Origin of the sequence: Luteitalea sp. (assembly GCF_044337415.1) — a bacterium.
Classification (GTDB): domain Bacteria; phylum Acidobacteriota; class Vicinamibacteria; order Vicinamibacterales; family Vicinamibacteraceae; genus Luteitalea.
The window spans coordinates 1-25939 of the sequence record NZ_JBIINP010000016.1 but is presented as its reverse complement, the minus strand read 5'-3'; the positions used below and the strand labels follow the sequence as shown (position 1 = coordinate 25939).

The 25939-nt window shown below is 70.0% G+C and carries 22 protein-coding genes; 7 read left to right on the top strand and 15 right to left on the bottom strand.

Annotated elements, in window-relative coordinates:
- Window positions 1-14 precede the first annotated feature (14 nt).
- The 13 genes from ACIRDX_RS04910 to ACIRDX_RS04850 form a co-directional block, all read right to left on the bottom strand.
- Window positions 15-2711 (bottom strand): hypothetical protein, encoded by a 2697-nt coding sequence (locus ACIRDX_RS04910; protein ID WP_396624286.1) that lies wholly within the window; start codon window positions 2709-2711, stop codon window positions 15-17.
- The gene (locus tag ACIRDX_RS04905) at window positions 2708-3832 is read right to left on the bottom strand and encodes a type II secretion system protein J (RefSeq protein WP_396624285.1); all 1125 of its coding nucleotides are present in this window, start codon (window positions 3830-3832) and stop codon (window positions 2708-2710) included. Before ACIRDX_RS04905 ends, ACIRDX_RS04910 begins: the two co-directional genes overlap by 4 nt.
- A 9-nt stretch (window positions 3833-3841) precedes the next feature.
- The gene (locus ACIRDX_RS04900; RefSeq protein WP_396624284.1) at window positions 3842-4423 is read right to left on the bottom strand and encodes a prepilin-type N-terminal cleavage/methylation domain-containing protein; all 582 of its coding nucleotides are present in this window, start codon (window positions 4421-4423) and stop codon (window positions 3842-3844) included.
- A 3-nt stretch (window positions 4424-4426) separates the two neighbouring features.
- The gene (locus ACIRDX_RS04895; protein WP_396624283.1) at window positions 4427-5008 is read right to left on the bottom strand and encodes a Tfp pilus assembly protein FimT/FimU; all 582 of its coding nucleotides are present in this window, start codon (window positions 5006-5008) and stop codon (window positions 4427-4429) included.
- A gap of 141 nt (window positions 5009-5149) precedes the next feature.
- On the bottom strand, window positions 5150-6784 hold the full coding sequence (locus ACIRDX_RS04890) for an alpha/beta hydrolase family protein (RefSeq protein WP_396624282.1): 1635 nt from the start codon (window positions 6782-6784) through the stop codon (window positions 5150-5152).
- A 291-nt stretch (window positions 6785-7075) separates the two neighbouring features.
- Window positions 7076-7765 carry a hypothetical protein gene (locus ACIRDX_RS04885; RefSeq protein WP_396624281.1) on the bottom strand — a complete coding sequence of 230 codons (690 nt, stop codon included), beginning with the start codon at window positions 7763-7765 and terminating at the stop codon, window positions 7076-7078.
- Window positions 7762-9456 carry a sodium:solute symporter gene (locus tag ACIRDX_RS04880; protein ID WP_396624280.1) on the bottom strand — a complete coding sequence of 565 codons (1695 nt, stop codon included), beginning with the start codon at window positions 9454-9456 and terminating at the stop codon, window positions 7762-7764. Before ACIRDX_RS04880 ends, ACIRDX_RS04885 begins: the two co-directional genes overlap by 4 nt.
- Before the next feature lie 111 nt (window positions 9457-9567).
- Window positions 9568-11025: an argininosuccinate lyase gene (gene argH, locus ACIRDX_RS04875; protein ID WP_396624279.1), complete on the bottom strand. Its 1458-nt coding sequence runs from the start codon at window positions 11023-11025 to the stop codon at window positions 9568-9570.
- Between the two features lie 15 nt (window positions 11026-11040).
- A complete protein-coding gene (locus tag ACIRDX_RS04870; protein ID WP_396624278.1) occupies window positions 11041-11754 on the bottom strand; it encodes a TVP38/TMEM64 family protein in 714 nt (237 codons plus the stop codon).
- Window positions 11742-13214 (bottom strand): FAD-containing oxidoreductase, encoded by a 1473-nt coding sequence (locus ACIRDX_RS04865; RefSeq protein ID WP_396624277.1) that lies wholly within the window; start codon window positions 13212-13214, stop codon window positions 11742-11744. The genes ACIRDX_RS04870 and ACIRDX_RS04865 overlap by 13 nt, the downstream gene beginning before the upstream one ends.
- Window positions 13215-13383: 169 nt before the next feature.
- Window positions 13384-14739, bottom strand: coding sequence for an NCS2 family permease (locus ACIRDX_RS04860; protein ID WP_396624276.1), 1356 nt, complete (start codon window positions 14737-14739; stop codon window positions 13384-13386).
- Window positions 14736-15914, bottom strand: a complete 1179-nt coding sequence (locus ACIRDX_RS04855) for a glycosyltransferase family 4 protein (protein WP_396624275.1) — start codon at window positions 15912-15914, stop codon at window positions 14736-14738. The genes ACIRDX_RS04860 and ACIRDX_RS04855 overlap by 4 nt, the downstream gene beginning before the upstream one ends.
- The gene (locus ACIRDX_RS04850; protein ID WP_396624274.1) at window positions 15911-16429 is read right to left on the bottom strand and encodes a hypothetical protein; all 519 of its coding nucleotides are present in this window, start codon (window positions 16427-16429) and stop codon (window positions 15911-15913) included. The genes ACIRDX_RS04855 and ACIRDX_RS04850 overlap by 4 nt, the downstream gene beginning before the upstream one ends.
- A 133-nt stretch (window positions 16430-16562) precedes the next feature.
- Here ACIRDX_RS04850 and ACIRDX_RS04845 point away from each other — a divergent pair, with 133 nt between their 5' ends.
- The 4 genes from ACIRDX_RS04845 to ACIRDX_RS04830 all read left to right on the top strand — a co-directional run bounded on the left by ACIRDX_RS04845 (window position 16563) and on the right by ACIRDX_RS04830 (window position 20956).
- Window positions 16563-17222 carry a VTT domain-containing protein gene (locus ACIRDX_RS04845; protein ID WP_396624273.1) on the top strand — a complete coding sequence of 220 codons (660 nt, stop codon included), beginning with the start codon at window positions 16563-16565 and terminating at the stop codon, window positions 17220-17222.
- 187 nt (window positions 17223-17409) lie between these two features.
- On the top strand, window positions 17410-18117 hold the full coding sequence (locus tag ACIRDX_RS04840) for a VTT domain-containing protein (RefSeq protein WP_396624272.1): 708 nt from the start codon (window positions 17410-17412) through the stop codon (window positions 18115-18117).
- A gap of 137 nt (window positions 18118-18254) precedes the next feature.
- Complete coding sequence (locus ACIRDX_RS04835; RefSeq protein ID WP_396624271.1) at window positions 18255-19421, top strand: hypothetical protein; 1167 nt, start codon at window positions 18255-18257, stop codon at window positions 19419-19421.
- Entirely contained in the window at window positions 19418-20956 is a 1539-nt protein-coding gene (locus tag ACIRDX_RS04830; RefSeq protein WP_396624270.1) for a peptide ligase PGM1-related protein, read from the top strand. Before ACIRDX_RS04835 ends, ACIRDX_RS04830 begins: the two co-directional genes overlap by 4 nt.
- An 88-nt stretch (window positions 20957-21044) precedes the next feature.
- Here ACIRDX_RS04830 and ACIRDX_RS04825 read toward each other — a convergent pair whose 3' ends face one another.
- Together ACIRDX_RS04825 and ACIRDX_RS04820 are read right to left on the bottom strand one after the other, a co-directional pair.
- Window positions 21045-21431 carry a four helix bundle protein gene (locus ACIRDX_RS04825; RefSeq protein WP_396624269.1) on the bottom strand — a complete coding sequence of 129 codons (387 nt, stop codon included), beginning with the start codon at window positions 21429-21431 and terminating at the stop codon, window positions 21045-21047.
- A gap of 95 nt (window positions 21432-21526) precedes the next feature.
- Complete coding sequence (locus ACIRDX_RS04820) at window positions 21527-22678, bottom strand: alpha/beta hydrolase (RefSeq protein ID WP_396624268.1); 1152 nt, start codon at window positions 22676-22678, stop codon at window positions 21527-21529.
- Between the two features lie 85 nt (window positions 22679-22763).
- Between ACIRDX_RS04820 and ACIRDX_RS04815 the strand changes: the two genes are divergently transcribed.
- The 3 genes from ACIRDX_RS04815 to ACIRDX_RS04805 form a co-directional block, all read left to right on the top strand.
- Complete coding sequence (locus tag ACIRDX_RS04815; RefSeq protein ID WP_396624267.1) at window positions 22764-23615, top strand: hypothetical protein; 852 nt, start codon at window positions 22764-22766, stop codon at window positions 23613-23615.
- Window positions 23616-23755: 140 nt separating this feature from the next.
- Entirely contained in the window at window positions 23756-24541 is a 786-nt protein-coding gene (locus ACIRDX_RS04810; protein ID WP_396624266.1) for a 3-ketoacyl-ACP reductase, read from the top strand.
- A gap of 50 nt (window positions 24542-24591) precedes the next feature.
- Window positions 24592-25939, top strand: a 1348-nt coding sequence (locus ACIRDX_RS04805) for a glycosyl hydrolase (RefSeq protein ID WP_396624265.1), incomplete at its 3' end; no start/stop codon positions are given.

Below are 25939 nucleotides of genomic sequence, written 5' to 3'. Positions count from 1 at the left end.
CGGACCGCGCGACGTCACTGCGTGGGACGCAGCAACTGCCGGAACGTGAGGGTGTTCACGTCGCGGAACATGGGCGTCTCTGGCGGCAGCAGGGCCGGGTCGAGGAACTCCGTGTCGAAGTTGTAGCCGCGGGCCGGCGCCGTGTAGACGTTGTCGCAGCACTTGTACGCGCCCACGCCCTGCCGACTGGTGAAGAAGCTCACGATGGAGCCCCGGTAGTTGAGCGTGGCGCCGTTGAAACTCCAGTCCTCGAGGTAGCGCAGGAAGTTGTGCGCGCCGCCATCGGTGCCGAAGTCGGCGTGGTCGCCGGTGGTTGGCGAGACGCCCGCCCGTGGGAACGCCAGGCCTTTGCCCGCGATGACGCCCACCCGGTACCAGGTCGTGGTGCCCTGATGGATGCGCTGGCCGCTCAGCGGGTGCGCGCCAGTCCAGGACGTGCCGATCCCATGCGGGTTGTTGAACGAGCGGACGTCGTTCCAGTTGTTGGACAGGAGCGTCACGGCGTCGGCAAGGATCGAGGCCGACCGGTGCGTGTCGGGCGCCCCCGGCGCGTGCGCGACGAAGCCCGTGCCGTCGGCGTTGTAGTTGCCCTGCACGTACACGGGGTTCTCGGAGACCACCGCGAGTCCCTGCAGCGTGCCCGGCGCGAAGGGCAGGTTGCCGCGCTGGCCGTTCACGAGCTTGAGCGCACGGCGGAAGAACACGGGGGCATTGCTCCGCGCCACGTTCCAGGGCACGCGATGGATGGGCTGGACCCAGGTCGCCAGCTGATTCACGGAGGGCAGCGCCGGGGCCGCCCCGCCCGGCGCGATGGGATTGACCGGGCGCGCGTTGGCGCCATAGGTCTCCAGCACGCCGTTGCCGTTCATGTCCTCGCCCGGACCGAGCTGCCCGTTGGGCGTACTCGTCGCGTCGGTGTTGATGAAGTCCTCCCAGCCGTACTCGCCCGTCTCGCGATCGTCGGCGGTGCGCGGCTGCCCGTCGGCCCCGAGGTCGCGGTTGCCGCGCCTATCGGAGAAGTAGAAGACGTAGCCGGTGCGCTGCCAGGTGTCGTCGCCCGAGGCGCCGATGGCGCCCTCGATCCAGCGCTTCAGGTTGCGCACGTCGAGTTCGACGTAGTGCATCACGCCGCCGAGGTAGACCTCGGTCTGTCCCGACGCCTCCGTGTCGCGTCGCAGGCCCTCGCGCGCGTCGTAGAGCACGTTGGGCCAGTAGTCGGTGGCCACCGTGCTGCCGATCCCGCAGGGAGGCGCGGTGGCCGGCACGTCGCGCACGCGCTGGAGGCGGATGACGGCATCCTGGTTGGGCTCCGCGCAGCCGAGACCGGCCAGGCTCGGCACGTTGGCCTGCCCCGACGAGAGGTTGCGCCCGGCGATGCCGAGATTGAGGATCTCCGTCGTGACGTCACGCCAGTCCGTGGTCGCAGGGCCGGTCCGCTGCTCGATCTTGATGAAGCCCTCGAGCAGCGGCGTGCCGGCGGCCGACCGGTAGCCATCGGCGAGCACGCCCGACGAGAGCGCGAATCGCGGCAGGGTGCCGGTGGGGTCGTAGCCGAGCGCCACGGCCGCGGCGTAGTCGCCGAGCGGGATCGGCGCCGTGTTCGTGACGGTGGGCAGTTCGGTGATGTCGTCCGCCGTGTCGGAGATCAGGACGCGGATCGAGGCCAGCGTGAAGTAGCGCTGGTCCAGCACGAGGGGCGTGTCGGGCTGGAAGCGATCGGGCCGGCGGACGAGGTCGATGGGGCGCGCCCCGTCGCTGACGAGCGGGAGGTCGAGCCGACGCGCCCCCGTCTCGCCATTGGTGATGGTCCGGTTGTAGGTGCCGACCGAGAGTCCGACCCAGTCCGGGTTGCGTGCCGACCCCGGCCCGCCGAGGACGCTGCCTTCGCACGCGCGGTCGGGGCCGGTGCTGCCGCAGCCGACGGTGCCCAGATTCCGGAACTGGTTGGTGCCGGGCGCGAGCGTGACGCGGACGCGACTGGTGTGCGTGCCCGTGTTGCCGTTCTGCAGCTGCGTGCGCACGACGTCGCGGACGGCGGTCACGCGGTCCGACAGCGTGAGGGTGTTGCCGCCGTCCTGCTTCAGGAACAGGTGCTGGTTCGTGTGGACGCGGCCGCCGAAGTTGAAGTTGGGGCCGGCGAAGAAGGCCAGGTCGTTCTCCGAGAAGATGCCGAACTGGAACACCGGGATGCCGACCGTCTGCATCTCGCGGCGCATGCGCACTTCCCCGCCCGCGATCGATCGCGCCGTCACGGTGATGGCGTAGGGCGTGATGAGGCCGACCAGGCCCTGGTACGGGCCGGACTCGACCTGTGCGGTACGCGTCGCGCCGCGTGCGACGGTGTAGCCAGGGCTGCCCTCGGGCCCCTCGAACACGAAGCCCTCGAGTTCGGGGACGTCCGCCTCGATCGCCTCCAACTGCGCCACCGTCGGGCTGTAGTTGCCGCTGACGAACAGGTCGCCGAGATCGGAGGTGGCCTTCTCCAGCCCGGCGTGCGCGGCGGCGTAGGCCTGCGTCTGGTCGCGTGTGCTGCCCGACGACTGCTGGTCGCCAATCACGACGGCGATGAAGCCGGCCATCACCGCCGACATCAGCATCATCACCATGACGGCCGACAGCAGGGCCATGCCTCGCTCGTCGTGCGCGCGAGACGACCACGCGCCGCGCGACACGGCGACGGCCGAACCAATCCGGACGGGATGCGAAGTCATGAGTACCGATCCACCAGCGCGAGGCTGCGAAGGCTGACCTGGGTGGACAGCACGTTCCTGAAGAAGAGGCCGGTGCTCCGCAGCGGCCGCGCCGACCTGACGGCCATGCGCACGTTGACCTTGCGCACCTGGCCTGGAGAACAGGGCACGGGCGGCGCCGTGCCGAGGTCGGCATCACAGGCGCCATTGCCCGCGACATCGTCGGGCGTCATCGCGACGTCGACCGGGTTCAGGAGGTCGTCGACGATGTCGTAGGTGATCAAGAGCTGCTCGAGCCCGAAGGCCACCACCGTCTCCGGCTGCGCATTGACGCGGCGGATCAGCCTCGAGGCACCGTCCGGTCCCGGCGGCTCGAGGTAGTAGCTGATCATCCTGATGCGGGTGGCCACCGTCGGCACGACGCACTGGGCCGGCTGCTGCGGACACTGCGGGCCGGTGTTCTCGAGGGGCGCCGCCGCCACGTACTGCGGCAGCGTGCCGTCGTCTGCTCCGCGCTGGTTCAGCTCGAGCGGATCACCCTCGTCGAACCGCACCACCTGGCCGTTCACGGCCGTCACGTACACCAGCAGGCTCAGCGACTGCTTGGTGAGCATGATGAGGTCGCCCACCCGCAGGTTGTCGCCCGGCACGTCGGGCTGTCCCGAGATGTCGACATCGGCGACGACCCGCATCGAGGTGTCGTTGAGGGCGGCCAGGCGCACGTGGTCGAAGGCGTTGTCGGCCGCGAGCACGGTGATCATGTCGGTCGGCTGCCCGCCGACGACAGGTCCGAGCCCCGGGCCGACGGTGACGGCCGACAGCGACGTGGCCGCGGGGTCGAACGTGTAGTTGGTGCCGGCCGGTCCCGGGCGAAGGATCGGCAGCGCGCCTCCGCCCGAGGGTACGGCGATGACGCGGCCGGTCGGGAGCCCCTGCCCCACCTGGATCAGGTCCCGCACGATCAGGTCCATCCCCGAGCGCAGGTGCTGGTTCATGCCCGTGACGAGCCGCACGGACTCGTTGGCACGCGTGGCCTCCAGCAGGGCGGCGAAGGCGCCGGCGAGCACGGCCGACATCAGGCCCATCGAGATGACGAGCTCGGTGAGCGAGAAGCCGCGCCGATCCGATCGGGTGGGGCTCATGGCTGGCTCCTACGAGTAATTGGACACGTACGTGACGAGCTGGTAGCGCTGCTGGATGCTGCCCACCCGGTAGGTCACGGTGACGCGAATCTCGCGCAAGGACAGGCTGCGGTCGCAGATCCAGACCTCGCGGTCGTACTCGCGCAGTTCCTGGCGGAAGTCGTCGTTGGTGCCGAAGAGCCCATCGGGGCCGGGGTGCGCCACCCGCTCCAGGGGTCCATCCTCGTCGCCTTCGGTGTTGACCAGGCCGTCCGCGCCGGCCACGTGCAGTCCGTCGGGCTGCTCGCCGTCGACGAACAGGCCGCCCGCGCCGTCCCAGCCGGGCGGCTGGTTCACGCCCGGGCACATGCGCGCGGTCGCGTTGCGGATCTGCCGCCACTCGACCGTGCGCGCATCGCGGGCGGCGTGGACGCTCTCGACGGCCTCCCGGGCCTTCTCGCGAGCCACCAGCCCCGCCGACGAGGTGGAGTTGTGCGCCAGCCCCAGCAGGAAGACCTGCGCGAGCCCGAGCAGGGCGCCGGTCAGCAGGAACATCGCCACCAGCACCTCGATCAGGCTGAATCCCCGTGCATCGTCATGCGTGGTCGTCATGGATCACTCCGCCCAGGCCGTGCCGTTCCACTGCCACTCCCGCAGGAGCGCCGTGGCGCCGAAAAGGGTGACGGCACGGGTGGTCAGCGGCTCGCCTTCCCTGCCGAGGAACACGGTGCCGTTCACGACGTCGCCGTTGGCGTCGACGAGCGTGCCTTCGCTCGTGAAACTCCAGGGGGCGGGTCCGGTGAAGTCGACGGGCACCACCCCGGCCGCGAACGCGTCGGGTGTGTCCGGAAGCCCCGGGATGCGCAGGAACTCCATGCGCTCCGCGAGCAGGGCCTCGCCCACCAGCGTGAGGACGCCCGAGGGCAGGCCTGCCGCAGTGATCTCGCGGCGTCGGCAGGCGATGCGGTTGGCGTCCTCGAAGGCGACCGTCACCAGTCGGCGGTCGGTGACGGCCTGCTCACGACAGGTCCGCAGGACGGCGAGCGCCTGACTCGCGCCCGCGTCGGCGCGCGCCGACGCGAGCGCCGACGGCAGCACCAGCGCCGACATGGCGACGAGGGTGCCGATGATCGCCACGACGATCAGCAGTTCCAGGAGCGTCATGCCCCGGGACGTGGGGCGGGAGTGTATGGACATGGTCGGCACGGCGGCGGGGCTGCCGTGCCGACTCCCAACGCAAGAGGTATACCAACCACTGACAGTGGGAAAATGCTGCAGAACTTTACAGGCGTGCGGGCCTGCTGTCGGACAGAGGTGTCGGGTTTGTCGAGCGACCGACTACTCCTGCAAGTCGGCGGCGGCCTGGGCCTCCTGTGAGCGCGCCCGCACCCAGGCCGTCCGGGCCTCGAAGTACCCGGCGACGAAGCCCCCGAGGGTGGGCTGCTCCTGCCTGCCGCCGGTGATGGCCTCGAAGAAGCCGTGGTTGGCGCGGGCGAACTCGCGGATGGTGACGTTGGCCTTGCCGGCCTCCTGGACCGCCTGCTCCATCCGCGCCCGGTGCACGCGAGGCGGGACCAGCGAGTCCAGTTCGCCGTACAGCACCAGCATCGGCACGCTGAGCTGCTTGAGGATGGGCAGCGGGTCGTACGAGAAGACGTGGTCCCAGTTCCACCGCAGGGACTCGAGCGACGTCGGGGCGTTCACGTAGGAGATCCAGCCGGCGCGCGTCCCCGCGACAATGGCGGCCTCGAGGCGATCCCAGCCCTCACCGGTGCGTGCGACCTCGAACTTCTGGTCCATGAAGGCCACGGCTGCGGCAATCGCCTCACCCTTCTGCCCATCGGCGCGCATGGTGGACTCGACACGGAGGCGCTCGTGCTCCCGCGGGGTCATCACCGGCGCCGATTCGACGACGACGAAGGCGACGTCGGCGGACTTGACGGCGGCCAGCGGCGCGACCCACCCGCCGAGGCTCATGCCGTGCACGCCGATGGCCGAGGGCTGGATCTCCGGCCGCGTCCGCAGGTAGCGCACCCCCGCCAGCGCGTCCTCGGCGAGGTCGTCGAAGGTGGCGCGGGCCCAGCGCCCGCTCGACACGCCCGTGCCGCGCTTGTCGGTGATGAGCACCGCCACGCCGTTGCGCGCGAAGTGGTCGGCAAAGGGGCGGAGTGCGTCGCGCGTGACGGCGCCGGAGCCGTGAATCATCACGATGGCCGGGTGCGGCCCCGGTCCGGCCGGGAGCAGCAGGCTGCCCGCGATGCTGACCGTGCCGTTGGCGTACCTGACGGCGACCTCCCGATAGAACTCCTTGCGACGCGCCTCGACCACCTGACCACGCCGCTCGAACTCGACCCGCGTGGCCACCCCGTCGGCGCCGCGCCGGGCGCGCAGGCGGACCTCGACGGGGAATCCTGTGGAGACCGACGGCCCCGCCACGAACTCGTCGGCGCCCACCGGGAAGAGCATGCCGGTGCGCCCGGACTCGTAGTCGACGTAGATCGGGGCTTCCTGCCCCGGCGCGATCAGCAGCACCTTGCCGGGGGCCCACTCGTAGGTGCCGTAGACGCCAGAGAGTTGCGCCGCCGTCACGTCCGCGAGGCGCAGCAGTTCGAAGCGCGCATACCCGTACCCCTGGCGCACGTTGCCGCGCAGGTGCGCGTCGCCGTCGAACCGGCCTTCAAAGAGCAGGTTGCCCTGCTGGCCGGGTACCTCGAACGTGACCGTGCGGCCCCGCTGGCGAACGGCGTGCAGCGGGATGCCCCCCTCGCCGCGCTGTGGCAGGGCGATGGTGCCCGCGAAGTCCGGGGTGCGCGTGAAGCGCGCGTCGATCACGACGACGCTGTTGCGGTTCTCGAACCCGCCGATCCATCGGCCCTCGAGCACCGGCTCGGCCGCGTGGACCGGCCCGGACCACAGGGCGCCGGACAAGGCGCAGGCACCGATCCCGACTCGCAGCAGGCTGACCTGTCGCATCGCATCCTCCGTGATGAGTGGTGGCAGAGGAGACGGCGCGGGCGAGTGCGTGTTCGAGGATTTACGCGATCAGGGCGGGGCGTGTGATGGTGCGGCGGTGCGCGGGGACGGGCCGCCAGGCATCAGTCATTGGTCATGAGTCATGAGTCATGAGTCATGCAGAAGGGAGAAGGGAGAGGGGAGAGGAAGGGAGGAAGACACGGAAGGTAGGGCCGGCTCTCCGAGCCCGGCCGACACTCCCCGCTCCCCGATACGCGTACCCGGTACCCCGTACCCGGTACCCGGTCCCCGTCAGAAGATGCGATACACGAGGCCGGCGCCGATCATGACGGCGTTGGCATTCTCGGTGACGCGCCGGCCGGAGGCGCCGGATCGGAAGGTGATCTCCGGGTGGACCCAGGCGTAGGCGAGGCTGCCGCGGATGGCCAGCTTCTCGTTGAAGTCGTGCCACACGCTGCCCTGCACGCGCCAGGCGAACGAGATGTTGGCGTCGGCGGTGATGGCGCCACTGCCCAGCGCGAGGTCGGGCTTGATCTCGTCGGCCACCTTGAAGCTGTTGAAGGACGGCCCCGCGGCGAGCGCGACGTCGTAGCTGAGTGGACGACCCGCCCAGGTGCGGCGGACACCGACGAGGATGGGCCGTACCGTGAGCTGCCCCATCGGCGTGGTGGGACGGTTGAGCGCCACGGCGTCGACGTCGCTGCGGAACCAGCCGAACATCGGCGACACGGCCCAGCCGCTCTTGGTGGGCGTTCGAGCCAGCACCCGGAACGGCAGCGGGTTGGACACGTGCCCCGCGGTGGTGAAGACCTTCTCCCAGCCGACGCCGAGCGCGAGGCCCGTCCACGGGCGCTGGCGCTGGACCTTCGTGATCTTCGGGGCCTCGGCGGGTGTCGGCGCTGGCGGGGTCTCCTGCGCTCGCGCCGGGCCGGCCACCATGCAGGCGGCCAGCCACGCCGCCAGGATCACGCAACGCCTCACGAGGCGGGCTCCGGACGCCGGGCGGGCGCCAGCAGGCTCACCAGCGATCCCACGACGACCACGCCGACGGCGCCGATCACGTTGTGCCAGAGGAACGAGATCTCCGGCCGCGTGAACGCCACCGTGGCCACCAGCGTCATCCCGCCGATGAGGCCCACGAACGCGCCGGTGCCCGACGCGCGGCGCGTGAGCATCGCCAGCATGAACACGCCGAGAATCGACCCGTAGAAGAACGACCCGAAGCGGTTGACCACCTCGATGAGCGAGCCGAGGTCGGCCGCGAAGAGGGCGACGATGCAGGTGAACACGCCCCAGAAGGCCGTGGCCAGGCGCGACACGGAGAGGTAGTGCGCATCGGGCGCCTCGGGTCGCACCAGGCGCCGGTAGAAGTCGATCACCGTGGTCGTGGCGAGGGCGTTGAGCTCGGCGGCGATGCTCGACATGGCGGCGGCCATGATCGCGGCCAGGATGATGCCGATGAGGCCGATCGGGAGGCGCGTGGTGACGAATGTTGGGAACACGTAGTTGACGTCGCGATAGCTCCGGTCGCCGGTGGTGTCCTGCACGATGGCGATCGCGTCGCTGCGCACGGCCTTGAGGTCGGCGTCGGCCTTCAGGAACGCGTCCTCGGCCGCGGCGCGCGTCGCCGGCTCGCTGGAAGTGAGGGCCGTGGCGGCATCACGGCGGGCGGCGAAGGCCGCATCGAACCGCTGCTCGGCGGCGGCGTAGGCCCCGGCCTGCGGGCTGGCCTTGACCTTCGCCTCGTGCACCGGGTTGAACAGCATCGGTGGCTGGTTGAACAGGTAGAACACGAACACCAGCACGCCGATCATCAGCACGAGCACCTGGAGCGGAATCTTCCAGTACGCGCTCATGTACAGCGACGAGGTCGCCTCCTGCTCGGATCGGGCGGTGAGGTACCGCTGCACCTGGCTCTGGTCGCAGCCGAAGTACGAGAGCATCAGGAACAGGCCGCCGATCAGGCCCGACCAGAACGTGTACGTCTCGGTCGTGGTGAAGCGGAAGTCGAAGGCCTGCATGCGGCCCGTGGCGCCAGCCACCGACAACGCATCGCCGAGGCTGACGTCCGCGGGCAGGCCGAGCACCAGGGCCACCGCCACCGCCACGAGCCCGAAGACGATGATGTACATCTGCTTGACGTCGGTCCACGTCACGGCCTGCACGCCACCGAGCATCGTGTAGATCGCCGTGGGGATGCCGATCAGCAGCACCGTCAACGTGAGGTTCCACCCCAGGATGATCGAGAGGATCACCGCGGGCGCCGAGATGATCGTGCCGCACGACAGGCCGCGCGAAACCAGGAACAGCGCGCTCGTGAGCGTCCGCGTCTTCAGGTCGAAGCGGCGCTCGAGGTACTCGTAGGCCGTGTAGACCTTGGCGCGATGGAAGAACGGCACGGCCGTGACCGACAGGATCACCATCGCCAGCGGCAGCCCGAAGTAGAACTGCACGAAGCGCAGCCCGTCGGTGTAGCCCTGCCCCGTCGTGCCCACCATGGTGATGGCGCTCAGCTGCGTGGCCATCACCGACAGCCCGACAGCCCACCAGGGATTGCTCCGGTTGCCGAGGAAGTAGCCCTCGATCTCCTTGCTGCCGCGCGTGTGCTCCACGCCAGTCCAGACGATCCAGGCCAGGTAGGCGCCGATGATGAGCCAGTCGATGGGATGCATGGCGCTAGCGGCTGAAGGTCTGCTGCAGCGCGAACAGCGCGAGCAGGGTGATGATCTCGACGACGATCACCGAGATGGCGGACGTGGCGGTCTTCTGGTGCGGGGTGCCGGTCACAGGGCCTCCACCGCCTGGCGCAGGTGGCGCGAGGCGTCGATCAGGGCGTTGCGAGTCGCCGTGGTCCAGGCGCGATCCTCGCCGAGGCTGGCACGCTCCGCCTCGAGGGCGGCCGTGGTCCGCTCCGGCGACGGCCCGCCAGGGGTCCGGCGCACCTCGACGAAGTGCTGCGCGCTGAGCACGTGCTGCAGGTCGGCTTCCGTGTACGCCAGCGTGCGTCCGAGCACCGCTGTCGTGGCGGCGGCGAGCGCGTCGACAAGCGGCGCCTCGGGATTGGCCCGACGCTCGGCGACGAAGCGTGCGGCCACCTCGTGGCTGACGCGGAACGGCAGTGCATGCGAACGGGCCAGCGTGTCGGCCAGCTCGGTCACCGTGGTGCCACCCTCGGCGGCACGTGAGGCCATCTTCGCCTCGTCGAACGTCGCCTGCGACATGGCACCGGCCACCAGGCGGATGGCGCGGATCGCATCGCGGAACGCCGTGGCGACCAGCGGCTGCAGGTCGTCCTCGGTGTCGACGATGTCGCCGAACGGCGTGTTGTGGACGGTCACCGACACGGCCTGCGCCTGCGCGAACGCCTTGCTGCCGAGCGCGCGGGCGTGCTCGAGCGCCACGGGGTTGCGCTTCTGCGGCATGATGCTGCTGCACTGCACGTACCCGTCCGACAGGCGCAGGTACCCGAACTCCGCCGTGCACCACAGCATCAGGTCCTGCACGAACCTGCCCGTCCCCACCAGCAGCACGGCGAGCGCGCTCGTCGACTCCAGCAGGTAGTCCACCGTGGCGATGCTGCCGTAGGTGTTGCCGGTCGGCCCCGAGAACCCGAGCAGCGCCGACGTGCGATCGCGATCGATCGGGAAGCCCGTGCCGGTGATGGCGCACGCGCCGAGCGGGTTGACGTTGACGCTGGCGTAGGCAGCGCGCAGGCGCCGGTGGTCGCGGCCGAGCTGCTCGATCATCGCGAGCAGGTAGTGCGCCACCGTGCTCGGCTGCGCCGGCTGCGTGTGCGTGTGCGCGGCGTACACCGTGTGGATGTGCCGTCCGGCCAGCTCGATCAGGGCCGCCCGCAATTCCTCCACCGCCACCGCCGCCTCGAGCACCGCCTGTCGCAGGCGCATGCGGTACATCGTCATGTCGATGTCGTTGCGGCTGCGCGCGGTGTGGAGCCGGCCCGCGATCTCGTGGCCGCAGGCGTCGACGAGGATCTGCTCCAGGTAGAAGAACAGGTCCTCGTAGGTGCCGTCGTAGGCCACGGTGCGCACCTGATCCTCGTCGATGCGATCGAGGCCCGCCCGAATCAGGCGGGCAGCGTCGCGCGCGACGATGCCCTGCTCGGCGAGCATCACCAGGTGGGCGTAGTCGATGGCGCGGAGCTGGACGAGGAAGAGGCGCTTGGCGTCCTCGAAGATGTCGTTGAGGACGAGGTCGACGTACTCGGGGGCAAACGAGGGCATTTTGCGAAAAGTATTTCACGCCTCCCGGGCGGGGGCGAGGTCGGTGTCTGTCAGTGCGCGGCGCGCGACGGCGGCGACGCGCATGGCCACCAGGACCGCGGCGACCAGCCCGGTGGCCAGGATGGCGTACTGCGCGGGCGAGCGGGGCGGACGGGCTCCGGCGGCGACGGCGGCGACATCGCCGATGACGTGACCGTAGTAGACGTACAGGAACGTGCCCGGCAGCGTCCCGGGCGAGGCCAGCACCATGTCGCGCCAGCGGATGCGCGTCAGGCCCAGCAGGTAGTTGAGCACGGTGAAGGGCACCAGCGGCGTGAGGCGCAGCAGGAACACCATGCGCGTGCCCTCGGCCGACACGGCGCGATCCACGGCCGCGAACCGGGGATGCCCCGCCGCCCAGGCCTCGACCCACGGGCGGGCGACATGACGCGCCACGAGGAAGGCCAGCGACGACCCCACCGTGGACGCGCAGAACACCACCGGCACGCCCGGCCACAGGCCGAACAGCGCGCCTGCGGTGAGCGTGAGCAGCGAGCCCGGCACCGCGAACGGCACCGCGAGGGCGTAGATCGCGCCGAACACGACCGGGGCCAGCCACCCGAGTCCGCGCACCCAGAGCAGCAGCGACGCGACGTGGTGCACCTGACTGCGCGCGACCAGGACGCCCGCCACGAGCAGGGCAAGTCCCAGGGCCGCGCGCAGTGCCGCGCCGCGTGTCAGCGGCGCCACGCGAGCCACCGTTCGAACAGCCCGCGCACCGCCGGCGTGAGCCGCCCCCGGTTGTGGAGATCCCCGGCCTTCCTGATGGCCTCGGCGCGGGTGGGATAGGGATGCACGATGGTGGCGAGTTGGGCCAGCGTCACCCGCCGCGCCACGAGCACGGCCACCTCGCCGATGAGGTCGCCTGCGTCGCGGCCGACGATCGTGCCCCCGACCACCAGGCCCCCGCGGGCGTGGATACGGACGCCCCCCTGCCGCTCATCGTCGGTCCGCGCCCGATCGACGTCGGTCCAGGGCACCTCGTGCGTGACGATGCCGGCCCCCGACGTCTCGCCCACGTGCGCCACCTCGGGGTCCGTGTAGGTGCAGCGGGGAATGGCGCTGGTCGAGACGGTCTTCCGCCCGAGGAACAGCGCGTTCTGGATGACGGCGCGCGCGCTGGCGTCGGCCGCGTGCGTGAACGCCTGCGGCAGGCACACGTCGCCGGCGGCATAGATCGCGGGATTGCTCGTGCGCAAGTGTTCGTCCACGGTCACGCCGCTGGCCGTGACCGCCACGCCGGCCGCCTCGAGACCGAGCCCCTCGATGTTGGGCTGCCGCCCGGCCGCGACGAGCACGGCGTCGACGTCGACCACCGCGGCACCAGCCTCGCCGTGGATACGGACGCGGTGGGCCCCGTCTGGCGCGCCGCCGGCCTCGATCCGCAGGATCCGGCTGCGCGTGTGCACCGCCATGCCCTCGGCCAGGAGCGCCGCGTGGATCGTCGCCGCGGCGTCGGCCGACTCGCGCGCCAGCAGCGTGGGGTTGGACTGCACCAGCGTCACGTGCGTGCCCAGCCGCTGGAAGGCCTGCCCGAGTTCGCAGCCGATGGGGCCACCGCCGATCACGAGCAGCCGCGCGGGCTGCGCGTCGATCTCGAAGATCGACTCGTTGGTGTGCGGATGCACGTCGGCGAGCCCGGGGATGTCGGGCATCTTCGGGCGGGCGCCGGTGGCGATGACCGCCCGGGCGAACCTGAGCGGGCCGCCAGCCACCTCCACCGTGTCGCGGCTCGTGAAGCGCGCCTCGCCGAGGAAGACGTCGACGCCGAGGCCCGTGAACCGCGCCGCCGAGTCGTGCGGGCTGATGGCCTGCCGCACCGCGCGCACCCGCGCCATCACCGCCGGGAAGTCGATGCGGTCCAGCGTCGCGTGCACGCCGAGGCGCGCGGCCTCGCGCACCGCGTGCGCGGCATGGGCCGCTCGCAGCAGCGCCTTGGACGGCACGCAGCCCACGTTCAGGCAGTCGCCGCCGAGCGCGCGCCGCTCCACCAGCGCGACCTTCGCGCCCAGCCCGGCCGCGCCCGCCGCACACACCAGCCCGGCCGTGCCGCCGCCGATGACCACGAGGTTGTACCGCGACGCCGGCACCGGATTGCGGTGCGAGGGCGGGAACACCTGTGCGGCGAGCTGTGGGTCAGGCCTGAACATGGCAATTTGAAATTTGAAATTCGAAATTCTCGGCGGCTTGGCCTTCGGCCTTCGCCGCTTGAGCGTCGATGGCGTTCGAACTCGGAGAACCGGCCCGACCTTGTGACTGCTGGTGATGGCGAGCGGCCGGCAGGCCCTCGCCCGTGAATTTCAAATGTCCAATTTCAAATTACCCGTGCAGATACAGCAGCCCCGTCGCCAACGCGCCAAGGCCGTAGTTCCACGCAGTGAGCTCGCGGGCGCGGCCGGCGACGACGAACGCCACCACGTAGGCGACGAGTCCCCACAGCAGGCCCTGCGTGATCGACAGCGTGAGCGGAATCAGCACGAGCGTGAGGAACGCCGGCACCATCTCCTCGAGCACGCCGAACGGGAGCGTCCGGCTCGTGCGGAACATGAGCACGCCGACAAGAATCAGCACCGGTGCGGTCGCATACGACGGCACCGCCGCCGCGACGGGTGCCAGGAACAACGCCGGCAGGAAGCACAGCCCGGCGACGATGGCCGTGAGGCCGGTCCGACCGCCCGCATTGATGCCAGCCGCACTTTCGACGTAGGCGGTCCCCGAGGAGGTCCCGAGCAGACCCGCGCCGAGGGTCGCCCACGCATCCACGACGAGTCCCTGCCGCAAGCGCAGGGGGCGGCCGTTCTCGTCCGTGTAGCCGGTCGCCTCCGCCACGCCCATGAAGGTGCTCAACGAGTCGAAGAGATCGGTGAATAGCACGGCGATGATCGACGGCCACAGGGCCGGCGCGAGCGCGCCCCACACGTCGAGCTTGAACGTCACGGCCGTGAAGTCGGGCCGGCTCACCCACGATGGCGGCGTGATGAACCCGAAGCCCCACGCCAGCATCGTCACCGTCACCATGCTCGCGAGGAAGGCCACGGCGTATCCGCGCGCCATCAGCGCCACCGCGATCACGAGGCCCAGCACGGCGAGGAGCACCTGCGGCGTGATCGGCCCGGGCCGCACGATGGTGATCGGATCGGCGGCGATGATGCCGGCCCCCTTGAGGCCGACCAACGTGATCAGCAGGCCGATGCCGCACGCCATCGCCGTTCGCAACGACGCGGGGATGGCCGTCGCCACGCGCTCCCGGATCGGCGTGAGCGAGATCGCCAGGAAGAGCACGCCGGCCCAGAACACCATGCCGAGCGCCGTCTGCCATGGCACCTTCTGGCCGACCACGATGGTGTAGGCGAAGAAGGCATTGAGCCCCATCCCCGGCGCCACCGCGAACGGCAGGCGCGCGTACGCCCCCATCAGGATGGTGAGCGCGGCGCACAACAGCACCGTCGCCGTGAGCACGCCGTCGAACGGCATGCCCGTGCCGTCGCTGAGGATGGCCGGGTTGACGACGATGATGTAGGCGGTGGCGAGGAAGGTGGTGAGCCCGGCGACCACCTCCGTGCGCGTGTCGCTGGCTGCGCCCGGGCCTCGCGAGCCCGGCCCGTCGGCAGGGTGGCGCCCCGTCGGATCCAGGTAGGGCCGGCTCTCCGAGCCCGGCCTGTCGGCCGCGCTCACTTGTCGGCCACCCGTGCCAGAAAGGGCTCGAGCGTCGCCATCACGCGGGGCCACCGGTACCAGGTCTCCACGTAGGCGCGGCCCTGCGCGCCGAGCCGCAGGGCGACGTCCTCGTCGGTGGCCAGCAGCGACAGCCCCTCGACGAACTCGTTGGCATGGTGGTAGTAGAGTCCGCCGTTGGCGCGGAGGGTCTGCCCCTTCAGCACCTTGCAGCCGCCGTTCACGAGCGCGGGCACGCCATGGTTCCACGCCTCGAGGAGCACCAGGCTGAGGCTCTCGTACGGCGACGGCATGATCAGCGTCCGCGCGCTGCCGAGCAGCGTCTCGCGCAGGTGTTCAGGCACGAACCCGAGCGGACGGATCTGCGGGTGGCTCGGCACTTCCATGAACTCGGGTCCGGCGAGCACGAGGGGCAGCGTCGGCCGCCCCTGCTCGACGTAGTGCAGGTAGTGCCGGAACAGCGTGTCGCAGCCCTTGTTCTTCTCGAGCCGTCCCAGGTAGAGCGCGTAGGGGAAGCTCACGCCCATGTTCTCGAGCTCGCCCCGCAACTCGGGGTGGGGCAGCTCGGCGGGTGCCAGGCCGGATCCGATCACGCACGAAGGCGGCAGCGGGCCCTTGGCGCGACTGGCGACGAGGTCGCGCTCCTCCTCGGTCAGGAACACGATGCCGGCCGGCTGCGTGAAGAAATCGCCGAGCACGTCGAGCCAGATCGTCGGGTCTTCCTCGGCGGTGGGCACGAGGATCGCCCTGTCGCGCACCAGCGGCAGGCCGAAGTAACTGGGGTAGTAGCGGTACGACCAGAACAGCACGAGGTCGTACGACGCCCCCTCGGCGCGCAGGTGCTCGAGCAGGCCCGGCACGGTCGGCCCGTTCTCCTCGAACCACGCGTGCTGCTGCTCGGTGGTCGAGCGGCGCCCGAACACTTCGTGGCTCAGATCGGCGAACCGATGCAGGTGCCGCGGATGCGTCGTCGGGAAGCGGCGAATGGCCACCCGTCCGAGCTGACTCGCGCCGGGCGGATACGCATTGCGCCACGTGAGGTAGTCCTTGGCGCAGCTCGTGAGGACGGTGACGTCGTGATGCTCGGCCAGGCGCTCGGCAATCGCCCGGCAGTGCGCCTCGGCCCCGCCGGTGACGTCCGCGCCGTAGCGCTGGACCACGCAGGCGAGCTTCACGAACGCGCCTCCGGGTCGGGCGTCGGCGTGCGCTCGCGCTCGAGGGCCTCGACGCGCGCGGTGAGCCGCGCATGCTCGATCGCCAGTTGCTGCAGGCAGGCCATGAGCACGAAGTTGAGGCGTTCCTGCCTGGCGAAGTTCTCGCGGCTGTAGTCGTAGAGCCAGCGCGTGACCGGCAGCACCAGCTTCTGCTTGAGCCAGACGATGGCGCCGCCGGCGATCGGCCGATGGCTCGAGAGCCGCAGCGACGGATTCACCCGCCAGTCGTCCTCGTCGTCGAGCAGTTCGGGGAGCAGGAGGAGGGGGCGGTCGCGCTGCTCGAGCGCCCGCTCGAGGAGTTGCTCGGCGGCCAGGAAGACCGCCTCGTCCTCGAACTCCCGGACGCCGCTCCTGACCAGGCGCGAGCGGACCTCGGCGCGCACACGGGCCCGGACCTCGGCCATCAGGTCCTCGGTGGCAGTCCACGGCCGGTCCGCGGGGGCGGGCGCTGGAGACGGGTGATCTGGCGTGGTCACGGCAAGTCCCTGTTGCGCGACAGTTTAGCCCTATTCTCTGGCGGGTGGTCGGGTGCCGGGTTGGGCGTTCGACCCGCCCGTCCCGTATCCTTGACCTTCGGCCGTGCCCGCCCGGGACCGACCGCCCTGCCGCATGGAACTGATCGCCGAACTCCTCAACTGGCTCCGCACGCTGCACAGCGACGAGGGCGTGCGCGCCCTGATCGCCTGGGGCGGACTGGGTGTCCTCGTGGCCATCGTCTTCGCGGAGACCGGCCTGCTCGCGGGGTTCTTCCTGCCCGGCGACTCGCTGCTCGTGACGGCGGGCGTGGTGTGCTCGGGCGCGTTCCCGGGGCTCCCGCCGCTGAACATCTGGCTCACCAACCTGCTGCTCGTGGCGGCGGCCGTCATCGGCGACCAGGTAGGGTACGGCCTGGGCATGAAGGCGGGCCGGGCCATCTACAACCGGCCAGACAGCCGGTTCTTCAAGAAGAAGTACCTGTACGAAGCGCAGGAGTTGTACGCCACCAAGGGTGGATCGTCGCTGATCGTGGCGCGGTTCGTCCCGGTGATGCGCACGTTCGTGCCGTTCATCGCGGGCGTCGCCCAGATGCCGTACCGCAGCTTCGTGGCCTACAACGTGATCGGCGGCGTGCTGTGGGTGACCAGCCTGCTGTGGATCGGCTACCTGCTCGGACTCAGCCCGCTCGCCAAGCAGGCGCACCATGTCATCCTGCTGGTCATCATCGTCTCGGTGCTGCCGCTCGGGTGGGAGATCCTGAAGCGCTGGCGACAGTCCACGGGACGGGGCTGACGGAACCGATACCGGGTACGGGGTACCGGGTACGGGGTACCGGGTACGGGGTACACGGCTCAGGGCTCAGGGCTCAGGGCTCAGAAAGCATGCTGACGGTGCAGCCCGGGCGGCTCGGGGCTTGGGGCTCGTCTCAGGGCTCAGACAGCAGTCTGCGGCCTGATCCTGTAGCCTTGAGCCTCCCTCGATGAACCAGCCCCCCACCGGCTCGACGGCCGCACGACGACTGGCGCCGCTGGCGATCATCTCGCTGGCGCTGCCGCCGATTGGCGCCGCGCTGCTGCTCGGGTACGTCTCCCGTATCGGGCCGTGGCTGCAGGGACTCGGCGGCGAGGGGGTGGCGCTCTACATCGCCGGCTTCGCGTTGCTGGGCGGCTTTGCGCTCCTGCCCACCTACGCGCCGGCGCTGCTCGGCGGCTGGGCGTTCGGCGACCGCATCGGCATCCCGGCCGCCCTGGCCGGCTTCGTGTTGGCCTCGGGCATCAACTACGCCTGGGCGCGGCGATGGTCGGTAGCGCATGCGGCGCAGGTGCTGGCCGAGCGTCCCCGGTGGCTGGCCATCAGGAACGCGCTCGTGGGCCGGTCCTGGTGGAAGACCCTCTTCGTGGTGACCCTCGTGCGGGTGCCGCCCAACTCGCCGTTCGCCCTCAGCAACGCAGCCCTGGCTGCCGCCCGCGTGCCGATCGGCGCGTACCTGCTGGGCACACTGGTGGGCCTGGCTCCCCGCACGGCCGTGGCCGTCAAGGCCGGCACGCATCTGTCCACACTCGATTTCAGCCAGCGCGACGCGTTCGGCTCGGCCGCGATCGCCATCGGCCTCTCGGTGATGGTCCTCGGCATCCTGGGCTGGCTGGCCCGCCGGGCCCTCGACTCCGCGATCGGGGCGCCAGAGTAGGTCCGGGCACCTCGAGGCCATCCCTGTCCCTTCATCCTTCTGGCCGTCATGAGGCATGGGGCATGACGTGATGCCCAATTCCCCTGTCGTGTACGATCGCTCCGTTCCACCCCTGTTCCCTGGACGCCCGAGAGACCGTGCCCTTCGACTGCCGCCATCAGTACGCTCACGGGCATGACGCCTGCGTTGCCGACTGCCCCACGCGGCACCCGGCAAGCGGCTTCCTCTACCAGCGCGTGAACACGCGCGACGACGCGCCGCAGGCCGACGCATCGACCATCGAGGTGGCGGTGCTGGACATGAACCACGGCTGGCCCAACCTCGGGCACGCGGCGGTCATCCGGTCGCTCCGGCAGGTGGTGTGCGACCTGCGCGATGCGCTCGACGCCGCCGGCCTGCGCGTCCGGGTCTCGTCCTACGACGTGCGACGACACGGCGGCACGCCGGCCCTCGACACGGACCGCGGCCTGCTCTGCATCGGCACCGGCGGCCCGGGCCACCTCGATCCCCGTCGCAACGACGGCTGCGACCCGGGCAGCCAGGGCATCGCCGAGGATCCGGCCTGGGAGCCCGAGGTGTTCGCCCTGTTCGACCAGTTGCGCGCGCACCCCGAAGGCGTCCTCCTGGGCATCTGCCACACCTTCGGCATCATGTGCCGCTGGCTCGGCGTGGCCGACGCTCACCTGCGTGGTCCCGAGAAGGGCGGCAAGAGCGCGGGCATCATGGAGAACGCGCTCACGGCCGACGCGCAGGCCCACCCGTGGTTCCGCCACCTCTGCACGCAGGCCGGTCCCTCGCAGCGCATCGCGGTGCTCGACAGCCGCCTGTACGACCTGCTGCCGTCCGGGCCGCTGCCCGCGCCACTGCTGGCGCTCGGCCACGAGACGCTCGGCCTCGGCGGCGCCGTCGGGCCGGCGCTCACGATGCTCGAAGTGGCGAGCGATCCCGACGACGGGATGCCCCGGGTGTTGGGCGTGAACCATCATCCCGAGATCGTCAACCGCCCGCGGCAGCTGTCGCTGCTGCGGCGGCGCCACGAGGCGGGCAAGATCGACGCGCGCTGGTACGAGGAACGTCGGCGCACGCTGATGGAGACCCTCGACGAGCAGCACGGCGAGGCGCAGCTCGCCCTCACGTCGAGCTTCTCCCTGCACGGTCCTCTCCGCTATCACCTGCTGCGGCGCCTGCGCCTGGCGGCCGAATCGCTCGGGCGTCCCTGGCCGCTGCACGAACGCACCACGCCCCTCGCCATGCTCGCCACCGGCGAGGTCCTGTCCCTCGACGAACTCGGAGCCGCGCTGTGATCCCGCAGCCGCCATTTGCCGCCACGCTGTCGCCGGAAGAGGAACTGCGCCGCTTCGAGGAGCTGAAGCCGCGCCTGAACCAGGTGTGGGACGTGCTGATGCGCACGGCCGACCAGCCGGGTACGTCGGTGGTCGTGCCGTCGCTCACGCTGGACCAGGACGAGCTGCGCAAGCTCGATGGCGCGACGTTCTACGAAGAGCGCCTGCTGTTCCTGCTGATCCGCCTCCGCAACCCGCGCGCCCACGTCGTGTACGTGACGTCGCAGCCGGTGCACCCGCTCATCCTCGACTACTACCTGCACCTGCTCGCAGGCGTCCCGGCCAGCCACGCGCGGGCGCGGCTGACGATGCTGTGCACGTACGACACGTCGCCGCGCGCGCTCACGCAGAAGATCCTGGAGCGGCCGCGCCTCATCGAGCGCATCAGGCAGGCGATTCCCGACCCGTCGCGCGCCTACCTCACGATCTTCAACTCGACGCCGCTCGAGCGGAAGCTGTCGGTGCTGCTCGGCATTCCGCTCAACGGGCTGGACCCGACGCTGAACTATCTCGGCACCAAGTCGGGCAGCCGCAAGGTGTTCCGCGAGGCCGGCGTCGAGTTGCCCGAGGGCTTCGAGGACCTCACCGGCGAGGCCGACGTCGAGGACGCGCTCGTCGAGCTCGCGCATCGCCGGCCGGGCCTGCGCAAGGCGGTCGTGAAGCTGAACGAGAGCTTCTCGGGCGAAGGCAACGCCATCTTCCGTTTCCCCGAACAGGCCGACGATCGGCAGGCGATCCGCAAGGCGCTGCGGACCCTCGAGTTCGCGGTGCCGTGGGAGACGCACCACAACTACTTCCAGAAGTTCACGCGCATGGGCGGGATCGTCGAGGAGTTCGTCGACGCGGCGATCAAGGTGTCGCCGTCGGCGCAGCTGCGCACGAGCCCGACCGGCGAGGTGCTGCCCACCTCCACGCACGACCAGATCCTCGGCGGGCCGTCGGGCCAGGTCTACCAGGGCTGCAGCTTCCCCGCGCACGAGGACTACCGGATGGCGATCCAGTACCGGAGCATCCTCGTGGGGCAGGTGCTGGCCCGGCAGGGCGTGGTGAGTCGCTTCGGCGTCGACTTCCTCGCCTACCGCGACTCGGTCGACGAGGCGTGGAAGCTGACGGCGCTGGAGATCAACCTGCGCGTGCTCGGCACGACGCACCCGTTCCTCGCGCTGCAGTTCCTCACCGGCGGCACGCTCGATCCCGACTCGGGTCAGTTCGTGTCGCTGAGCGGCCGCCCGAAGTACTACATGGCGACCGACAACCTCCGGGCCGCGACCTACCGTGGCGTCCTCCCCGAGGACCTGATCGACATCGTCACCGACAACGGCCTGCACTACTCGCACCGCACGGAATCAGGCGTGCTGTTCCACCTGATCGGGGCGCTGTCGGAGTACGGCAAACTCGGGCTGACGGTGATCGCGGGCAGTCCCGACGAAGTCGAGGACCTCTACGCGCGCACCCTCGATGTGCTCGCGCGCGAGACAGGGATAGGGCACGGATAGAGCCAAGGGAAGAAGAGCAGAAGAGTAGAAGGTAAGAAGGCAGAGCGGGAAGGCGGAAGGCAGGGCAAGGAAGAAGGAAAAGAAGGGATCACGGGAGTTCCCGGAGTCGCCTGATCGAGGCGGAGAGGATGGCGACGAGTTCGTTGGCTTCGCCCAGGAGCCAGGAGATGTCGCTGTCCGGGGCGCACAGGCGGGACTGATCGATCAGGCCGAGCCAGTACACCACCTCACGAGCCTCACGAAGGGCGCCCGCCCTCAGGGCGATCAGGTGCCGGCGGGTCATTGCAGAATCTGCTTCCGCCGCGTGCGCGCCAATCGCAGTTCCTGCACGCAGCGCCTGCTGCAACAACGAGTGCGGAATCACGCCGCGCTTGCGCTCGATGGCCGTAAAGCGCAGCAAACGCCCTGAAAACACCGACGACCGCTGAACAAGATCCCTCCGACGCGTCTGCATGACGTTCTGTTTCCACAGCACACGCCATGCCACTTCCCCCCTTCAGTCCTTCCTTCCCTTGCAGTCCTTCCTTTCCTTCCCGCTCTGCCTTCTTTCCTTCTACTCTTCTACTCTTCTTACCTTGTCCAGACGTACTCCAGTGCTGTGGGTAGCGTCTGTGCCTTGACTGCCCTGTCGCAGTGGCCAGCGTTGCGCACGAACATGAACTGGTACGGGTAGCCCTTCGCAGTGAGCGCCTGCGCCATGCGCTCGTTGGCCTCGACCCAGTCGTGCATCTGGTCGCGCATCACGTTGGGGTTGTACAGGTCGCGATCGCCCACGTGCATCCAGATGCGCAGGGGCTTGCGCGGCGTGTTCGGGATCAGCGTCGTGTGATAGCCCCACGCGCCCTGCGGCGTATCCGGGTTCCACGGCCACTGCTGATTGACGTAGGTGCCGGAGTAGCCGAGCACGCGGTGATACAGGTCCGTGCGATACCACGCCATCGAGAGCGCGGCCGCCGCGCCGGAGCTGCACCCCATCGTCGCCCGCTGGTCGGGGTCCCTCGTGAGCCGCACGTTGAAGCGCTTCTCCACCTGCGGCAGCACGTCCTTCTCGATGAACTCGGCGTAGCGGCCCGAGAGCGTGTCGTACTCGCGCCCGCGCTGGCTGCCCTGCGCGTCGCCGCCGCCGTTGGCCACGGCGATGCCGATCATCACCGGCAGCCGCTTCTGCGCGATCAGGTTCTCGAGCGTGGTGAAGAGCATCGGGTCTGGCCCGTCGGCGCCGACGATGAAAGGGGCAACGGTTCCGGGGACGTACTGCGCCGGCACGAACACGGTGACCTTCCGCGTCCACGGCGCAGGCCGGCTCGTGGGCACGTCGAGCTTCGCGGGGTTCGCCGGATCGGGCGTGCCGAACGTGCCGGGATCGCGTGCGATGCCATCCGGATACACCGTGCTCTCCGCAGACGTGATCGTGAACTCGTGCGTCGTCCCCTTCGGCACATCGTCGCGCGCGATCGTCTCGGGCGCGGCCGTGTGCGTGGGCCCGATGATGAAGTTGCCGTCCTGGGTGGGGCGCGGCAGCGTCCCGTCCGGAAGCTCGGTGCCGGTAACCAGCCGCAACCCGGGCCGTGTCGGCGGCGTTGGCCGCGGCCGCGGCGCCTCGGCAGCCACGGGCGCTGGCTGTGCCGGAGCGGCCTGCTGGGGCGGTGCCTGGGTGTGCAGCCCCGCGCCAATTGCCATCACGGCCGCGGCGATGCCTGCAGCCACCTCTCGCGTTCCCATCACTAATCTCCTCGCGCTTGCACCGGTCCTCGCGTGTGGCGCAGAGTGTGTGCGGCCACGCCGTTCCAACGCAAGGGGCTGACGCATGACGCGACTTGCTCGGGCTCTTCTCGCCGGCTGCCTGCCGGTGCTCGCCTCCTCCCCATTGCTGGCGCATCCCGCCGTGAGCGTGGTGGTCGACAAGGGCGGCACCGTCTACTACAGCGACACTGAACGCGTGTGGACCATCGCGCCAGACGGCACGCGGCGCGTCGCAGTGCCAGACGTGCACACGCACGAACTGTGGCTCGATGACGACGGGACGCTGTACGGCGAGCACCTCTGGTACGACGGCGAGGCCGCCAACACCTGGGGCCACCGTGTGTGGAAGCGCGCGCCCAACGGCGCGGTGAGTGTCGTCATCCCGAATCGCAAGGGGTTCCTGCAGGACCATCGCGACTTCACCTTCGCGCGCGATGCACAGCGGCACCTCTACTGGGTGGAAGGGTCTCGGCCCGCGCGCGTGATGACGCGGGCCACGCCCGGTGCGTCGCCCGAGGTGCTGGCGACGATGGCGTTCACCAACCAGTCGTGGCTGTCGGTGACACGCGACGGCACCTGCTACGTGAGTGAGGGCGGCGTGGTGTGGCGCATCCGCAGGGGCGCGGCGGCTGAACGGCTCCCGGACGCCCTGAGCCGGAGCCGCGAGCGCCTCGCCGTGATGGGCATGGCCAGCGGTCCCGATGGCGCGTTGTACGTAGCGGCCTACGAGGACGGCGCGGTGCGTCGACTCTCGCTGTCGGGGCAGGTGACCACGGTGGCCACCACGCCACGCGACTGGAAGCCGACGGGCGTCGCGGTCGCACCAGACGGCGCCTTGTGGGTGCTGGAGGCGTCGTCGACCAACGCCCAGCGCGTCCGCCGGATCGCCCCGGATGGCTCGTCGCGCATCTTCTGACACGGTCTCCGGCCTGCTCAGGCGGTGCCTTCCTTCATCCCTTCCGTCCTTCATCCTTCCGTTCTTCGTCCTTCCCGCTCTGCCTTCTTTCCTTCTGCTCTCCTACTCTTCTGCTCTTTCCGTGCGGTAAAGTTCTGCCCGTGATTCCTGTTGTCCTGGTGACCGGCGCAAGCCGTGGGCTCGGTCGTGGCATCGCCATCGAGGCGGCCGCGGCCGGGTGTTCCGTGGCGATCAACTACGCGAGCAATGCGGCAGCGGCGCACGAGACCGTGGAGCTGTGCACTGCGGCGGCCACGCGACCGGAGCAGCGCTTCGTGCCGATGAAGGGCGATATCGGCAATCCCGACGATCGTGCGGGGCTGCTGGCGCACACGCTCGACACCTTCGGGCGCCTCGATGCGCTGGTGAACAACGCCGGCATGGCGCCACGCGTGCGGGCCGACGTCACCGAGATGACGGAGGCCTCGTTCGAGGAGCTGATCCGCATCAACCTCCAGGGGCCGTTCTTCCTCACGCAGGCCGTCGCGAACCACTGGCTCGCGAAGGGCTATGCCCCGGCGCTCGAGGGCGGCTTCAAGGTGCTGTTCATCACGTCGATCTCGGCCGACACCGCATCCATCAACCGCGGCGAGTACTGCATCTCGAAGGCCGGCCTGGCGATGGCCTCGCAGCTGTGGGCCGTGCGTCTCGCGGCAGACGACGTGCAGGTGCTCGAACTGCGCCCGGGGATCATGGCCACCGACATGACCGCCGGCGTGAAGGGCAAGTACGACGCGCTGCTGGCCGAGGGCCTCGTGCCGCAGCGCCGCTGGGGGACCCCCGAGGACGTCGGCAAGGCCGTCCGCGCGGTCCTCTCGGGCGCGTTCCCGTTCACGACCGGCGACGTGATCCACCTCGACGGCGGCTTCCACATCCGTCGGCTGTAGCGACGCCCCGCTGTCCCCACTGCCGACCGCCGACTGCCGACTGCCGAATCATGATCCGACTCGACCAACGCCTCACGCCCAAGTCCCTGCTCCCCGCCATCGACCGCATGTTCGACCTGTCTGGCCGCAAGGTCGGGCTGATCGAGAAGGTGTGGAACCCCGCCGATGGCACCCCCGTGTTCACCGTGCGCGGCAAGTACACGTCGCGCGGCTGGACCGAGTGGACGCAGGGCTTCCAGTTCGGCTCCGCGATCCTGCAGTACGACGCGACGGGCGATGCCGCCATGCTCGACATCGGGCGCAAGGCGACTGTCGCGCTGATGGCCAGCCACGTCAGCCACGTCGGCGTGCACGACCACGGCTTCAACAACGTGTCGACGTACGGCAACCTGCTGCGCCTGGCGCGCGAGGGCCGGATCGACGCCAGCGAGTGGGAGATCGCGTTCTACGAGCTCGCGCTGAAGGTGTCGGGCGCGGTGCAGGCGGCGCGCTGGACGGAACTGCCTGAGGGACTCGGCTACATCCACTCCTTCAACGGGCCGCACTCGCTGTTTGCCGACACGATGCGATCGCTGCGCTCGCTGGCTGTCGGCCATCGCCTGGGTCACGTGCTGATGGGCGAGCGCGATCGGAAGTTCTCGCTGCTCGGTCGGCTGATCCAGCATGCCGACACCAACGCGCGCTTCGTCGTCTACTTCGGCAAGGGGCGCGACGCGTACGACATCCGCGGACGCGTGGTGCACGAGGCCGTCTTCAACGTGAAGGACGGCTCGTTCCGCTGCCCGTCGACGCAGCAGGGCTATTCGCCGTTCAGCACGTGGACGCGCGGCCTCGCGTGGGTGATCACCGGGTACGCCGAGCAGCTCGAGTTCCTGTCCACCTGCGCACCCGAGGAGTTCGAGCCGTACGGCGGCAAGAAGGCCGTGCTCCGCCGTTACCTCGACGCCGCCCGCGCCACCGCCGACTTCTATCTCGCGCACACGCCGACGTGCGGCGTGCCGTACTGGGACACCGGCGCGCCAGGGCTCGCGCACCTCGGCGACTATCTCGCTCACCCCGCCGACCCGTACAACGACCACGAACCGGTGGACAGCTCCGCGGCCGCGATCGCGGCGCAGGGTTTGATCAGGCTGGGGCTGTATCTCGGCGGGAAGGACGACGCGGAGGGCAAGCGCTATCTTGCCGCGGGCCTCACGGTGACGCGGACGCTGCTCGACGAGCCGTACCTGTCGACGTCGCGCACCCACCAGGGCCTGCTGCTGCACGCGGTCTATCACCGGCCCAACGGCTGGGACCACATCCCGAAGGGGCAGGCCATCCCGTGCGGCGAGTCGTGCATGTGGGGCGACTACCACCTGCGCGAGCTCGGCCTGCTGGTGCGTCGCCTCGCGCTGAAGC

Bases quoted from the DNA above. Each gene is read 5' to 3' on its own strand.
- ACIRDX_RS04890 (WP_396624282.1), bottom strand. From the start codon at position 6,784: ATGCGACAGGTCAGCCTGCTGCGAGTCGGGATCGGTGCCTGCGCCTTG.
- ACIRDX_RS04820 (WP_396624268.1), bottom strand. From the start codon at position 22,678: ATGGGAACGCGAGAGGTGGCTGCAGGCATCGCCGCGGCCGTGATGGCA.
- ACIRDX_RS04880 (WP_396624280.1), bottom strand. From the start codon at position 9,456: ATGCATCCCATCGACTGGCTCATCATCGGCGCCTACCTGGCCTGGATC.
- ACIRDX_RS04865 (WP_396624277.1), bottom strand. From the start codon at position 13,214: ATGTTCAGGCCTGACCCACAGCTCGCCGCACAGGTGTTCCCGCCCTCG.
- ACIRDX_RS04815 (WP_396624267.1), top strand. From the start codon at position 22,764: ATGACGCGACTTGCTCGGGCTCTTCTCGCCGGCTGCCTGCCGGTGCTC.
- ACIRDX_RS04910 (WP_396624286.1), bottom strand. From the start codon at position 2,711: ATGACTTCGCATCCCGTCCGGATTGGTTCGGCCGTCGCCGTGTCGCGC.
- ACIRDX_RS04840 (WP_396624272.1), top strand. From the start codon at position 17,410: ATGAACCAGCCCCCCACCGGCTCGACGGCCGCACGACGACTGGCGCCG.
- ACIRDX_RS04900 (WP_396624284.1), bottom strand. From the start codon at position 4,423: ATGACGACCACGCATGACGATGCACGGGGATTCAGCCTGATCGAGGTG.
- ACIRDX_RS04895 (WP_396624283.1), bottom strand. From the start codon at position 5,008: ATGTCCATACACTCCCGCCCCACGTCCCGGGGCATGACGCTCCTGGAA.
- argH (WP_396624279.1), bottom strand. From the start codon at position 11,025: ATGCCCTCGTTTGCCCCCGAGTACGTCGACCTCGTCCTCAACGACATC.
- ACIRDX_RS04845 (WP_396624273.1), top strand. From the start codon at position 16,563: ATGGAACTGATCGCCGAACTCCTCAACTGGCTCCGCACGCTGCACAGC.
- ACIRDX_RS04905 (WP_396624285.1), bottom strand. From the start codon at position 3,832: ATGAGCCCCACCCGATCGGATCGGCGCGGCTTCTCGCTCACCGAGCTC.